This window comes from Pseudomonas sp. (assembly GCF_017744435.1).
In the GTDB taxonomy this organism is placed as follows: Bacteria; Pseudomonadota; Gammaproteobacteria; order Pseudomonadales; family Pseudomonadaceae; genus Aquipseudomonas.
On sequence record NZ_JAGIBG010000027.1, the window covers coordinates 58,781 to 72,717 of the forward strand.

Annotated in this window: 10 protein-coding genes; 5 read left to right on the forward strand and 5 right to left on the reverse strand. The window is 63.4% G+C overall.

Features of this window, described 5'->3' with window-relative positions; all coding sequences use genetic code 11:
- Positions 1-326 precede the first annotated feature (326 nt).
- Together hrpA and J7573_RS18055 are read left to right on the forward strand one after the other, a co-directional pair.
- Positions 327-4,232 carry an ATP-dependent RNA helicase HrpA gene (gene hrpA / locus J7573_RS18050; RefSeq protein ID WP_294338196.1) on the forward strand — a complete coding sequence of 1,302 codons (3,906 nt, stop codon included), beginning with the start codon at positions 327-329 and terminating at the stop codon, positions 4,230-4,232.
- A gap of 176 nt (positions 4,233-4,408) precedes the next feature.
- Positions 4,409-5,530, forward strand: a complete 1,122-nt coding sequence (locus tag J7573_RS18055; protein WP_294338198.1) for a beta-ketoacyl-ACP synthase III — start codon at positions 4,409-4,411, stop codon at positions 5,528-5,530.
- 131 nt (positions 5,531-5,661) lie between these two features.
- Here J7573_RS18055 and J7573_RS18060 read toward each other — a convergent pair whose 3' ends face one another.
- Positions 5,662-6,906 (reverse strand): putative porin, encoded by a 1,245-nt coding sequence (locus tag J7573_RS18060; protein ID WP_294338201.1) that lies wholly within the window; start codon positions 6,904-6,906, stop codon positions 5,662-5,664.
- 262 nt (positions 6,907-7,168) lie between these two features.
- Here J7573_RS18060 and J7573_RS18065 point away from each other — a divergent pair, with 262 nt between their 5' ends.
- The gene (locus J7573_RS18065) at positions 7,169-8,296 is read left to right on the forward strand and encodes a GNAT family N-acetyltransferase (protein ID WP_294338202.1); all 1,128 of its coding nucleotides are present in this window, start codon (positions 7,169-7,171) and stop codon (positions 8,294-8,296) included.
- A gap of 123 nt (positions 8,297-8,419) precedes the next feature.
- Here the strand turns inward: J7573_RS18065 and J7573_RS18070 are convergent, their stop codons facing one another.
- From J7573_RS18070 to J7573_RS18085, 4 genes are all read right to left on the reverse strand, one after another.
- On the reverse strand, positions 8,420-10,252 hold the full coding sequence (locus J7573_RS18070; protein ID WP_294338205.1) for an ABC transporter ATP-binding protein: 1,833 nt from the start codon (positions 10,250-10,252) through the stop codon (positions 8,420-8,422).
- 62 nt (positions 10,253-10,314) lie between these two features.
- Entirely contained in the window at positions 10,315-10,872 is a 558-nt protein-coding gene (locus J7573_RS18075; protein WP_294338208.1) for a peptidylprolyl isomerase, read from the reverse strand.
- The gene (locus J7573_RS18080; RefSeq protein ID WP_294338210.1) at positions 10,866-11,678 is read right to left on the reverse strand and encodes an alpha/beta hydrolase; all 813 of its coding nucleotides are present in this window, start codon (positions 11,676-11,678) and stop codon (positions 10,866-10,868) included. The genes J7573_RS18075 and J7573_RS18080 overlap by 7 nt, the downstream gene beginning before the upstream one ends.
- Before the next feature lie 13 nt (positions 11,679-11,691).
- Positions 11,692-12,615 (reverse strand): LysR family transcriptional regulator, encoded by a 924-nt coding sequence (locus J7573_RS18085; RefSeq protein WP_159411623.1) that lies wholly within the window; start codon positions 12,613-12,615, stop codon positions 11,692-11,694.
- A gap of 48 nt (positions 12,616-12,663) precedes the next feature.
- On the opposite strand from J7573_RS18085, the gene J7573_RS18090 reads away from it, so the two are divergent.
- A complete protein-coding gene (locus J7573_RS18090) occupies positions 12,664-12,978 on the forward strand; it encodes a 3-phosphoglycerate kinase (RefSeq protein WP_294338217.1) in 315 nt (104 codons plus the stop codon).
- A 110-nt stretch (positions 12,979-13,088) separates the two neighbouring features.
- On the forward strand, positions 13,089-13,688 hold the full coding sequence (locus J7573_RS18095) for an FMN-dependent NADH-azoreductase (protein ID WP_110636946.1): 600 nt from the start codon (positions 13,089-13,091) through the stop codon (positions 13,686-13,688).
- The last annotated feature ends 249 nt before the right edge of the window (positions 13,689-13,937 follow it).

The window sequence follows — 13,937 nt, forward strand, 5'->3', positions numbered from 1 at the left end:
CGCTAGCGAAGGGCGGGACGACGGTGGGGCGATGGTCTGGACGGGAGTCATGCCTTTGATACTCACATGCGGCGTAAGGTTGATTAAAGCAGTGAATGGCAACGTTCACATCGCTCCTGGCTAAACATTGTGCTGGCCTCTTCGCGGGCAAGCCCGCTCCCACAGGGACATTGCAGGGATCAGCCATCACGCGATCCTGTGGGAGCGGGCTTGCCCGCGAAGAGGCCGGTACAGGCAGCAGAGAACCGGCAAATCTGCGACAATCGCCCGACTTTCCGCATGCCGATCATGAAAAAGCAGGCCCACCTGCATCACTAAAAAGCCCCATGACTGACCAAGCCATCGACAAACTGCTGCAAAACCTCGACCACGCCATGATCGCCGAGCGCCATCGCCTGCGCCGGCAACTGCATGAGCTGCGCAAGCGCCCCGACGAGGCCAAGCTGGCGCAGTGGGTGGAAAAGGTCCAGGCATCCTGTGCCCAGGTCACCGCACGCCAGAACAGCGTGCCGCAGATCCGCTACGACGACAGCCTGCCGATCGCCGCCAAGCGCGACGAGATCAAGAAAGCCCTGGCCGAAAACCAGGTACTGGTGATCGCCGGCGAAACCGGTTCGGGCAAGACCACCCAGTTGCCGAAGATCTGCCTGGAACTGGGCCGCGGCAGCCATGGCCTGATCGCCCATACCCAGCCACGGCGAATCGCCGCCCGCAGCGTCGCCGCCCGGGTTGCCGAAGAACTCGGCACGCCGCTGGGCGGGCTGGTCGGCTACCAGGTGCGTTTCGAAGACCAGAGCGATGCCAACACCCTGGTCAAGCTGATGACCGACGGCATCCTGCTGGCCGAAACCCAGCACGACCGTTTCCTCGAACGCTACGACACGATCATCGTCGACGAAGCCCACGAGCGCAGCCTGAACATCGATTTCCTGCTCGGCTACCTGAAGACTCTGCTGCACCGCCGTCCGGACCTGAAGCTGATCATCACCTCGGCGACCATCGACCTGGAGCGCTTTTCCAAGCATTTCGACAATGCGCCGATCATCGAGGTGTCCGGCCGTACCTTCCCGGTGGAAACCTGGTACCGCCCGCTGACCAGCGAGCAGGACGAGGAGGGTAACCAGGTCGAGGATGACCTGACCGTCGACCAGGCGATTCTCGCCTCCCTCGACGAGATCGCCCAGCACGAGCGCAGCGTGGGCAAAGGCCCTGGCGATGTGCTGGTGTTCCTCCCGGGCGAGCGGGAAATCCGCGATGCCGCGGAGATCCTGCGCAAGGCGCAATTGCGCCACACCGAAATCCTGCCGCTGTATGCGCGCCTGTCGCCAGCCGAGCAGCAGCGCATCTTCCAGTCACACACCGGGCGCCGCGTAGTGCTCGCCACCAACGTCGCGGAAACCTCGCTGACCGTGCCGGGCATCCGTTATGTGATCGACACCGGTACCGCGCGTATCAGCCGCTACAGCTACCGCGCCAAGGTCCAGCGCCTGCCGATCGAAGCCGTGTCCCAGGCTAGTGCCAACCAGCGCAAGGGCCGCTGCGGCCGGGTCGAGCCGGGTATCTGCATTCGGCTGTACAGCGAAGAAGACTTCAACGGTCGCCCGGCCTTCACCGACCCCGAGATCCTGCGCACCAACCTGGCGGCGGTGATCCTGCAGATGCTGCATCTGCGCCTGGGCTCGATCGACGCCTTCCCGTTCATCGAACCGCCGGATGGCAAGGCCATCAGCGACGGTTTCAACCTGTTGCAGGAACTCTCGGCGGTCAACCGCGAGAACCAGCTGACGCCGATCGGCCGCCAGCTGGCGCGCCTGCCGATCGACCCGCGGCTGGGTCGCATGCTGCTGGAGGGCGCCCGCCAGGGCAGCCTGCAGGAGGTGCTGATCGTCACCAGTGCGCTGTCGGTGCAGGACCCACGCGAGCGCCCGCCAGAGCGCCAGCAGGCCGCCGACCAGGCCCATGCACAGTGGAAGGACGCCGATACCGACTTCGCCGCGCTGGTCAATCTGTGGCGTGGCTTCGAAGAGCAGCGCCAGGCGCTGACGGCCAGCCCGCTGCGCAATTGGTGCCGCAAGAACTTCCTGAACTACCTGCGCCTGCGCGAATGGCGCGATGCCCATCGCCAGTTGTCGCTGATCTGCCGCGAGCTGCAACTGACGGTCAACAAAGAGCCTTCTGACTATCAGAAGGTGCACAAGGCGATCCTCAGCGGCCTGCTCAGCCAGATTGGCCAGAAGACCGAAGAAGGCGATTACCAGGGTGCCCGTCAGCGGCGCTTCTGGGTGCATCCGTCTTCGGGCATTGGCCGCAAGCGCCCGCAGTGGGTGATGGCCGCCGAACTGGTGGAAACCACCAAACTGTATGCGCGCATGGTCGCCAAGATCGAGCCTGACTGGATCGAGCCGCTGGCGACCCACCTGATCAAGAAGAACCACTTCGAGCCGCACTGGGAGAAGAAGCGCGGGCAGGTGGTGGCCTATGAGCAGATCACCTTGTACGGCCTGATACTGGTCGGCCGCCGTCCGGTGCACTTTGGCCCGATCGACCCGGTCACCTCGCGCGAGCTGTTCATTCGTGAGGGCCTGGTCGGTGGTGAGATCCAGTCGAAGGCCAAGTGCCTGGCCGCGAACAAGCGGCTGCTCGAAGAGCTCGACGAACTGGAGGCCAAGGCCCGTCGGCGCGACATTCTCGCCGATGAAGAAACCCTGTACGCCTTCTACGAAGCACGCTTGCCGGCGGAGATCCATCAGACCGCGACCTTCGATGCCTGGTATCGCATGACCAGCCAGAAGGACCCGAACCTGCTGATCATGCGCGAGGAAGACGTATTGGCCCGCGAGGCCAGCGAGGTCACCGCCGCGCAGTACCCGGACAGCATGCAGGTGGGTGAACTGCGCCTGCCGCTGACCTACCATTTCGAGCCTGGCCACCCGCGTGACGGCGTGACGGTACGGGTGCCAGCACCGCTGCTACCGAGCCTGCCGGGCGAGCGCCTGGAGTGGCTGGTGCCGGGCCTGCTTGAAGCCAAGTGCGTGGCGCTGGTACGCAACCTGCCCAAGGCGCTGCGCAAGAACTTCGTGCCGGTGCCGGACTTCGTCAAGGCCTCCCTGGCGCGCATGACCTTCGGCCATGGCGCGCTGCCCCAGGCTCTGGGCCAGGAGTTGCTGCGCATGACCGGCGCGCGGGTTTCCGATGAGGCCTGGGCCGAGTCGGTCAACCTGGTCGAAGGCCACCTGCGCATGAACATCGAAGTGGTCGATGGCCAGGGCAAGTTCCTCGGCGAAGGCCGCGACCTGGCCGAGCTGACCGCGCGCTTTGCTGCCGCCAGCCAGGCGGCGTTGGCCGTGCCGCGTACCGAGAAGAGCGAGCAGCCGGTGCAGGCCAAGGCCTTCAGCGAGGTCAAGCAGACCGCCCAGCAGAAGATCGCCGGCCTGTCGATGACCGTGTACCCGGCGCTGGTGGAAGAAAACGGCACCGTGCGCGAAGGGCGTTTCTCGACCCAGGCCGAAGCCGAGTTCCAGCACCGTCGCGCCTTGCAGCGCCTGCTGCTGCAGCAGTTGGCGGAGCCTGCCAAGTTCCTGCGTGGCAAGCTGCCGGGGCTGACCGAGCTGGGCCTGCTGTACCGCGAGCTGGGCCGGATCGAAGCGCTGGTCGAGGACATCCTGCTGGCCAGCCTGGACAGCTGCATCCTCGACGGTGAAGCCACGTTGCCACGTGACGGTGCAGCCCTGGCCGGGCTGGCCGAGCGCAAGCGTGGCAGCTGGGCCGAGCATGCCGAACGCCTGGCCCGCCAGACGCTGGAAGTGCTGAAGCTGTGGCACGGTTTGCAGAAGCGCTTCAAGGGCAAGATCGACCTGAGCCAGGCGGTGGCGCTGAACGACATCAAGCAGCAGTTGGCCAACCTGGTCTATCCGGGCTTCGTGCGCGAAACCCCTGCCGTGTGGTTCAAGGAATTGCCGCGCTACCTCAAGGCGGTGGAACTGCGCCTGGAAAAGCTGGGCGCCCAGGTGCAGAAGGACCGCGTTTGGAGCGGCGAGCTGGGCAACCTGTGGGCGCAGTACAAGGCGCGGGCCGACAAGCATGCCCAGGAAGGCAAGCGCGATGAGCAGCTGACCTTGTACCGCTGGTTGCTGGAGGAGTATCGGGTATCGCTGTTTGCCCAGCAGTTGGGCACCAAGATGCCGATTTCCGACAAGAGATTGAGCAAGCAGTGGAGCCAGGTGGAAGGCTAACTGCCTTGATTTGTGGCACACTTCAGGGAATTTGAGGGCCGCTTTGCGGCCCTTTCGCGGGCCAGCCCGCTCCCACAGTGTCAGCGTACGTCTTTTAATTGGCACTAAAGTGCCATTAAGTTGCCATATTCCCAGCCAGCGCCCCGTGGCGATGGCCTTTGAGCAGAGGATCGATCGTGCATAACGTCGTGATCAGCGGCACCGGCCTGTATACCCCGGCCCAGAGCATTTCCAACGAAGAACTGGTGGCCTCCTTCAACGCCTGGTCACAGCAGTACAACCAGGACAACGCCGCCGCCATCGAGCGTGGCGAAATCGAGGCGGCACCGCTGTCCGACGCCGCCTTCATCGAAAAGGCGTCGGGCATCAAGAGCCGCTTCGTCATGGACAAGGCCGGCATCCTCGACCCGCAGCGCATGAAGCCGCGCCTGCCCGAGCGTTCCAACGACGAGCAGTCGATCCTCTGCGAAATGGGCGTGGCCGCTGCGCGCCAGGCGCTGGAACGCGCCGGTCGTACCCCGGCGGATGTCGATGGCGTGATCGTCGCCTGCTCCAACCTGCAGCGCCCTTACCCGGCCATCGCCATCGAAGTGCAGCAGGCGCTGGGCATCGACGGCTTCGCTTTCGACATGAACGTAGCCTGCTCGTCGGCAACTTTCGGCATCCAGACCGCCGCCAACAGCGTGCAGCTGGGCCAGGCCCGTGCCCTGCTGGTGGTCAGCCCGGAAATCTGTACTGGGCACCTGAACTTCCGCGATCGCGACAGCCACTTCATCTTTGGTGACGCCGCCACGGCGGTGCTGGTCGAGCGTGCCGACAAAGCCACCTCGGCGCACCAGTTCGACATCGTGGGCACCAAGCTGCAGACCGCGTTTTCCAACAACATCCGCAACAACTTCGGCTTCCTCAACCGCGCGGCGGAAGAGGGGATCGGCGCGCCGGACAAACTGTTCGTGCAGGAAGGGCGCAAGGTGTTCCGCGAAGTCTGCCCGATGGTCGCCGAGCTGATTGGCAAGCACCTGGGCGAGAACAACCTGCAGCCATCCGACGTCAAGCGCTTCTGGCTGCACCAGGCCAACCTGAGCATGAACCACCTGATCGTCAAGAAGCTGATGGGGCGTGAGGTGAGCGAGGAAGAGGCACCAGTGATTCTCGACCGTTATGCCAACACCAGTTCGGCGGGGTCGGTGATTGCCTTCCACCTGTACCAGGATGATCTGGCCCAAGGGTCGCTGGGTGTGCTGAGTTCGTTCGGTGCAGGCTATTCGATTGGTAGCGTGATTCTGCGCAAGCGTTGATTGCCGCGTTTGATGCCAGATCGAGGGGGCCGCTTTGCGGCCCCCTCTTTATTTGCAGGCAAAAAAAAGGCGGGAAATGCCGGATGGGGTCGGCATTTCCCGCCTCAGAGTGAAGCAGAGGATAGTGCTGCTTAGAACTTGGCTTCCAGGTCCACCTGCAGGGTGTCTACGCTGGCGTTGCTGTCCGGCAGGTTGGAGTAGTCGGTCTTGGCCATCATGTAGGCCGCGCCGAGGGAGAAGTTCTTGTCGATCTCGTAACCGACTTTGAACTTGTGACCACGCGAACCGGTGAAGCCGTTGCCGAAGTCGGAGTCGGTGAACAGGCTGACTACGCCGTTACGCTGTACGTCGCGGTAGTTGTAGTCCAGGCTCCAGGCGCCGATCTTGGATTTCAGACCTGCCAGCCAGGCGGTGTCCTTGCCGTCGGTGCTGTCGGTGTTCTTGACGTACTGGCCGTAAGTCGACAGTGGGATGGCGAAGCCGGTGAAGTCGATTTGGCCGAAACCTTCAACCAGGTTGAACTGGTCGGTGGTGTTACCCAGCGAGCGCAGCAGTGCCGAGGCCTGGTCGTTGTCGTAGCCGTAGAGACTGGCACCGACGGTGACCTTGACGGTGTCAGCCGCGTTGAACTTGGTACCCAGCTGGGCAGCGTACAGCTGTGCGTCGTGCTTGTACTGCACGCCGTCGCCGTCGACGTTGTCCTTCAGGTTGTAGTGGCCGATGCTGCCGAACACTTCGGCCGGGCCGGCGTTGGTCTTGTAGGTGACGGCCACGCCTTCCGGGTTGATGTCGCTGTCCCAGATGATGTCGCCCATGCTCACCCATGGCTGCAGCATCTTGCCGCCGATCAGGTGCAGGTTAGGAACGGCAGTCGGGTGCCAGTCGAGGTAGGCCAGGTCGACCCACAGCTGCTTCTTCTCGAAGTAGTTGTCCAGGCTCTGGTTGGTCGAGCGGGCATCGGCGCTGCTGCCGGTGGCCACACGCACGCCGGCATCAACCTGCGGGTTGATCTCGCTGTAGAAGCCGACGCGGGCACGCACGCGCTCGCGGTCCTGGTTGGGGCTGCGGGCGATCGGGTTGTCGACGTTGACGTCTTCGTAACGCAGGCGTACATCACCCTTGATCTGGGTCTTGGCGGCCCATGCCACTTTTTGTTCGAAAGAGCTCATACGATCGGACTGAGCTTTCTGGTCGGCCTTTTCCTTGGTTTCTTGTGCCAGGTCGCCCTGCAGTTCGTTGTACTGCGCCTGGTTGATCGAGCCATTGGCGCGGAGCATTTCGAGCAGCTTGGCGTCGACGGCAGCACTGGCCGGAGTACTCAGAGCCAGCATCATGCCGGTGAGGCTCACTCCGGTAAGTGTAGAAACAAGACGCATAAGGTTCTCCCTACTTAAAAGATTTGGGGAGGCTCAGCGCCCACCCCCATGTTGGCATGTCTTCGGAAAGGGCCTGACTAGACAGGTTCTGGGGTTCCGGAAAACAGGCGCAAGTATTGCGGGGGCCAATGACAGAATAATGTCTAATTAGTGGCACTGCTGTTAAGTAATTGAGAATGAAAGGCGAAACGGGCCGATCGCTCATTTGAGCGACGGGCCTCTGTTGGCCGATACTGATAGCCTTGAACAGCGAGTCGAAAACGTGACCAGTCTCTACAGCCTTGCCCACTTGCGTGACCTGCCAGCGGCGACCTGGGATGCCCTGGTCCCCCCTGGCCAACCGTTCCTGCGCCATGCCTTTCTCAGTGCCATGGAAGACAGCGGCAGCGTCGCCCGCAACACCGGCTGGGCCGCCGAACACCTGGTGCTTGAGCGCGACGGGCAGGTGCGTGCGCTGTTGCCGGCCTATCGCAAATGGCATTCGTATGGCGAGTACGTGTTCGACCACGGCTGGGCCGATGCCTGCGAGCGCGCCGGCATCGCCTACTACCCCAAGCTGCTCGGTGCCGTGCCGTTCAGCCCGGTCAGCGGGCCGCGCCTGCTGGCGGCCGACCCTGCCGATGGCCTGCTGGTGCTGCAGGCGTTGCCCGAGTATCTGGGCAAAGCCGGGCTGTCCGGGGCGCACATCAATTTCACCGACCCACAGCTGGACGCGCAAATGGCGGGTTTGCCGGGCTGGATGGGGCGGCTGGGTTGTCAGTTCCACTGGCGTAATCACGGTTATCGCGACTTCCAGGACTTTCTCGACAGCCTCAGCTCACGCAAGCGCAAGCAGATGCGCAAGGAGCGTGAGCAGGTGGCCGGGCAGGGCATCGATTTTCGCTGGTATCGCGGCGATGAGCTGGACGAGGCGCAGTGGGACTTTGTTTTCCTCTGTTATGCCAACACCTATGCGGTGCGCAGGCGTTCCCCCTATCTGACCCGGGAATTCTTCAGTCTGTTGGCCGAGCGCATGCCCGAGGCGGTGCGGGTGGTGATGGCGCGCCAGGGCGGGCGCGATGTGGCCATGGCCTTGAGCCTGGTCGGTGGCGACAGCCTGTTTGGCCGCTACTGGGGTTGCCTCGATGAGTTCGACCGGCTGCATTTCGAGACCTGCTTCTACCAGGGCATGGACTTTGCGATTGCCGAAGGGCTGCAGCGTTTCGATGCCGGGGCGCAGGGCGAGCACAAGCTGATTCGCGGGTTCGAGCCGGTGCTGACGCGGTCGTGGCATTACCTGCTGCACCCGGGGTTGAGGCGGGCGGTGGAGGATTTTCTGCATCAGGAGCGGGAAGGGGTGCGGGGGTATGCCGAGGAGGCCAAGGGGATGCTGCCTTACCGCAAGGAGTGAGATCTCCAATACCTGTTGCGGCCTCTTCGCGGGCTCGCCCGCTCCCACAGGTACTGCACAGATTTTGAGAGCTGTGGTGATCCTGTGGGAGCGGGCGTGCCCGCGAAGAGGCCGCAACAGGACTCAATCGACTCCGACAAAGCCCCCAGTCTGGTGATGCCACAACCGGGCATACAGCCCCCGCTGTTCCAGCAGCTCACTGTGGCTGCCACTCTCGACGATCCGCCCTTTGTCCAGCACCACCAGGCGGTCCATCCGGGCGATGGTGGAAAGCCGGTGGGCGATGGCGATCACCGTCTTGCCCTGCATCAGGGTCTCCAGGCTTTCCTGAATGGCCGCTTCGACCTCCGAGTCCAGCGCCGACGTGGCTTCGTCCATGATCAGGATTGGTGCATTCTTCAGCAGCACCCGGGCAATCGCGATGCGCTGGCGCTGGCCGCCCGACAGCTTCACGCCACGCTCGCCGACATGGGCATCGAAGCCGGTGCGGCCCTGGGCATCCGACAACTGCGGAATGAACTCGTCGGCCCTTGCCCGGCGCACGGCTTCGTGCAGCGCCGCGTCACTGGCACCGGGGCGGCCATATAACAGGTTGTCGCGGATCGAACGGTGCAGCAGCGAGGTGTCCTGGGTGATCATGCCAATCTGCGCGCGCAGGCTGGCCTGGCTGACCTCGGCGATGTCCTGGCCGTCGATCAGGATGCGCCCGCCCTGCACGTCGTACAGGCGCAGCAGCAGGTTGACCAGGGTCGACTTGCCGGCGCCGGACGGGCCGATCAGGCCGATCTTCTCGCCGGGGCGGATGTCCAGGTTGAGCCCTTCGATCACGTTGGCGGCCTTGCCATAGTGGAAATCCACGTCGTCAAAACGCACGGCGCCGCGGCTGACCTTGAGGGGCGGCGCCTGGGGTTTATCGGTGACGGTGACCGGTTGGGCGATGGTCTGCAGGCCGTCCTGGACCATGCCGATGTTCTCGAAGATGCCGTTGACCACCCACATGATCCAGCCCGACATGTTGACGATGCGGATCACCAGGCCGGTGGCCAGGGCGATGGCACCGACGGTGATCAGCGACTGGCTCCACAGCCACAGCGCAAGGCCCGTGGTAGTGACCACCAGCAGGCCGTTGAGGGTAGTGATGACCACGTCCATGCTGGTGACCACGCGCGAGGCCAGCTGGGTTTTCTCGGTCTGTTCGCGGATCGCTTCGCGGGCGTACTGCTGTTCATAGTCGGTGTGGGCGAACAGCTTGAGGGTGGCGATGTTGGTGTAGCCATCGACGATCCGCCCCATCAGCTTGGAGCGGGCGTCGGAGGAAATCACCGAACGCTCCTTCACCCGTGGCACGAAGTAGTACAGCGCGGCGATGTAGCCGACGATCCACACCAGCAGCGGCAGCATCAGGCGCCAGTCGGCCTCGGCGAACAGCACCAGCGAGGTGATGGCGTAGATCAGCACATGCCACAGCGCATCCACTGCCTGCACGGCAGAGTCGCGCAGCGAGTTGCCGGTCTGCATGATGCGTTGGGCGATGCGCCCGGCGAAGTCGCTCTGGAAGAAATTCAGGCTCTGCTTGAGCACATAGGTGTGGTTCTGCCAGCGGATCAGGCTGGTCATGCCGGGGTTGATGGTCTGGTGCACCAGCAGGTCGTGCAGGCCGAAGAATATCGGCCGCAGCAGCAGGATCACCACCAGCATCCAGATCAGCTCGCCGCTGTGTTCGCTGAAGAAGTTGGCGTTAGGCGTGCCCTGGGCCAGGTCGATGATGCGGCTCAGGTAGCTGAACATCGCCACCTCGATCAGCGAGGCGAACAGGCCCACCACCAGCAGGGCGAGAAAGCTTGGCCAGACCTGGCGCAGGTAGTACAGATAGAACGGCCAGACCTGGCCGGGCGGCGACTCGCTGGGCGCGTCGCGGAAGATATCGATCAGTTGCTCGAAACGGCGGTACAGCATGGGTGACAAGACTCCTGTGCTACCCGACCCCGGAAGGTTTCACGTCCCTGTGAAACCGGCGGTCAGTCGATGCGTTTGGCGGACTTGATGAACACCGGGTCGGTCGGCACATCGCGCATGCCTTTCTTGACGGTGGTGGGCGAATTGACGATCTGGTCGACCACTTCCATGCCCTTGGTCACTTTGCCGAACACGGCGTAACCGGCGTCGCGGCCCGGGTTGAGGAAGTCGTTGTCGGCGACGTTGATGAAGAACTGGCTGGTGGCCGAGTTCGGGTTGGAGGTGCGCGCCATCGACAGGGTGCCGCGGGTGTTCTGCAGGCCGTTGCTGGCCTCGTTCTTGATCGGGTCCTTGGTGTCTTTCTGCACCATCTGCTCAGTGAAACCGCCGCCCTGGACCATGAAGCCCGGGATCACCCGGTGGAAGATGGTGTTGTTGTAGAAGCCGCTGTCGACGTACTGCAGGAAGTTCTTGGTACTGATCGGAGCCTTCTCGGCGTTGAGCTCGATTTCGACCTGGCCGAAGCTGGTGTCCAGCAGAACGTGCGGGGTCTTGTCGGAGGCCATGACGCTGGTGGCGAAGGCGACCGAGCAGGCGGTGAGCAGGAGTTTTTTCAGCATGGGCTCAATGATCCTTGAGAGGTGGAAGCGGCTGCGAGGAACTGCAGCAGGGTCTGGTTGAAGACCTCGGGTTGATCGAGGGGTGTAGCGTGCCGGGAATCGTCGATGACCACCAGCCTGGCGTGGGGCATCAGGGCGACGTAGCGCTCTTTAAGGTGTATCGGCGTGTAATCGTGGTCGGCGGCAATCACCAGCGTGGGACAGCGGATTTGCCCGATGCGTTCCTGCACGCCCCAGTCGACGATGGCGTCGAAGCTCTTGAGGTAGGCGCGCTTGTCGTTGCGGGCCCAGCGTTCGGCCATCTTCTTGCGCAGCTCGGCCTGTTCGGGCTTGGGGAACAGCCTGGCAGCCAGGCCCTGGCCGACCGTCTGGACGCTGAGGATGCGCGCCAGGCCCCAGCGCTTGAGCCACCACAGCCAGTCGCTGCGGGTGCGGCGCTTGACCTCGGGGGCGCTGTTGACGATGCACAGGCTGCGCAGCCATTGCGGGTGGTCCACGGCGAACTGGAACCCGACCATGCCGCCCATGGACAGGCCGACGAAGTGCACCGGGCCGGTCTGCAGGAGCTCGAGCAGGGCCAGCAGGTCTTCGCTGAAGGTGGCGATCTGGTAACCGTCGCGGGGCTTGTCGGAGCGGCCGTGGCCGCGGATGTCCATGAGGATCACCCGATAGTGGCGGCTCAGCTCAGGTACCTGCAGCTCCCAGTCCTGGCTGCTGGAGCCCAGGCCGTGCAGCAGCACCAAGGGTTCGCCCTGGCCATATTCCTGATAATGCAGCGAGCATCCTTCATGTTCGAAATAGGCCATGGGCGCGGTCCTCTCAGGCTTGTGGGGGGGCTGCGAAGGGCACGTCCAGTGGCGCGGTGTCGAAATTGCGCAGCAGGTCGATGAGAATCTGCGTGGCCGGGCCCAGGGTCTTCTCTTTGCTCGAATAAAGGTAGAACAGTGGGTGGCGGCTGCCACCCTGATCGAGCGGCAATGGCTTCAGTACGCCGTCGAGCAGCTCACGCTCGATCATGTGCCGTGGCAACCAGGCAAAGCCCAGGCCGCTGCCGACGAAGGTGGCGGCGGTGCCCAGGCTGCCGACCGTCCAGCGCTGCTCGGCGCCGAGCCAGCCGACATCGCGTGGCTGGGCGCGGCCGGAGTCGCGGATCACCACCTGCAGCTGGCTTTCCAGGTCCTGGAAGGTGATCTCCCGGCCCAGGCGGTGCAGGCTGTGTTCCGGGTGGGCAACAGCGACGAACTCCACCGAACTCAGCTCGGTGCCCAGGTAGCCGCCGATGCTGTAGCTGCTGATGGCAAGGTCGGCGATGCCTTCGTGCATCACTTCCTCGACGCCCGACAGCACCTCTTCACGCAGGCGCACCCGGCAACCGCGGCTCTGTGGCATGAATGCCGCCAGGGCGCGCACCAGGCGGGCACTGGGGTAGGCGGCATCGACCACCAGGCGTACCTCGGCCTCCCAGCCTTGCTCCATATGGTGCGCCAGGTCTTCCAGCTGGCTGGCCTGCTTGACCAGGTGCCGCGAACGGCGCAGCAGCACGTTGCCGGCCTCGGTCAGCACGGCCTTGCGGCCATCGATGCGCAGCAACGGTACGCCCAGTTGCTCCTGCATGCGTGCCACGGTGTAGCTGACCGAAGACTGCGAACGGTGCAGGGCTTCGGCGGCCTGGGCAAACCCGCCATGGTCGACCACTGCTTGCAGGGTCCGCCATTGATCCAGGGTCACGCGCGGCGCTTTCATGTTTGGCTCCTGTTGTCCTAAGCTGCGCTCTTTCAAGGAGAGCGCCCCATGAAGAAATGTTGTGCGGCAATTTTGATGTGCCTGCCCCTTGGGGCCATGGCTTACCCCATCGACGTGGAGAAGGAACTGACCGGGGTCAAGCTGGACTACACCACCTACGACACTGCCTACAACATCGGGTCCATAACCCTGAACAACTATGGGCAAGTGCCGGCAGCCTGCAAGGTGACCTTCCGCAACGGGCCCGAGGCGCCACGGGTGCGTCGGGTCAACGTACCGGCTGGCAAGAGCGTCGATGTGACGGCCAATTTCAATCGGCAGATCATCAAGCTGCGCATCGCGCTGGACTGCAAAGCGCAATAAAACGGATTAATCGATAGATTGAACCCACTTTTTACGCTTTTTTATCGATAGGTCAAGCCTTAATCTCACCTCCATCGAATCGCAACCCTTTTTGCCGATGGAGGCACCCCATGTCCCGCGTACTGATCATCGAAAGCAGCGCCCGCCAGCAGGATTCCGTTTCCCGTCAGCTGACCCGTGACTTCATCCAGCAGTGGCAGGCCGCGCACCCGGCTGACCAGATCACCGTACGCGACCTGGCGGTTAACCCGGTGCCACACCTGGATGCCAACCTGCTCGGTGGCTGGATGAAGCCTGAAGAACAGCGCAGCGCCGCCGAACTGGAGGCCCTGGCCCGCTCCAACGAGCTGACCGATGAAGTGCTGGCAGCCGATGTACTGGTGATGGCTGCGCCGATGTACAACTTCACCATCCCCAGCACCCTCAAGGCCTGGCTGGACCACGTGCTGCGCGCCGGCATCACCTTCAAGTACACCCCGACTGGCCCGCAAGGCCTGCTCACCGGCAAGCGCGCCATTGTCCTGACTGCCCGTGGCGGCATCCATGCCGGCGCCACCAGCGACCACCAGGAACCGTACCTGCGCCAGGTGATGGCCTTCATCGGTATTCACGATGTCGACTTCATCCATGCCGAAGGCCTGAACATGAGTGGCGAGTTCCACGAGAAGGGCCTCAACCAGGCCAAGGCCAAGCTGGCCGCGGTGGCCTGAGGGTCAACGAATTCCCATCCCTGACACCTGTTGTAGCTCCTTTGGGTGTACCTGCCCGGCCTGATGGCCGGGCTTTTTTATGCCTGGGATTCTTGCATCGCCTGTACCGGCCTCTTCGCGGGCACGCCCGCTCCCACAGGGACTGCACAGGCCTTGAATGTTGTGCTGTCCCTGTGGGAGCGGGCGTGCCCGCGAAGAGGCCGGTACAGGCGATGCAAGAATCCCAGGCATAAAAAAGCCCGGCCATCA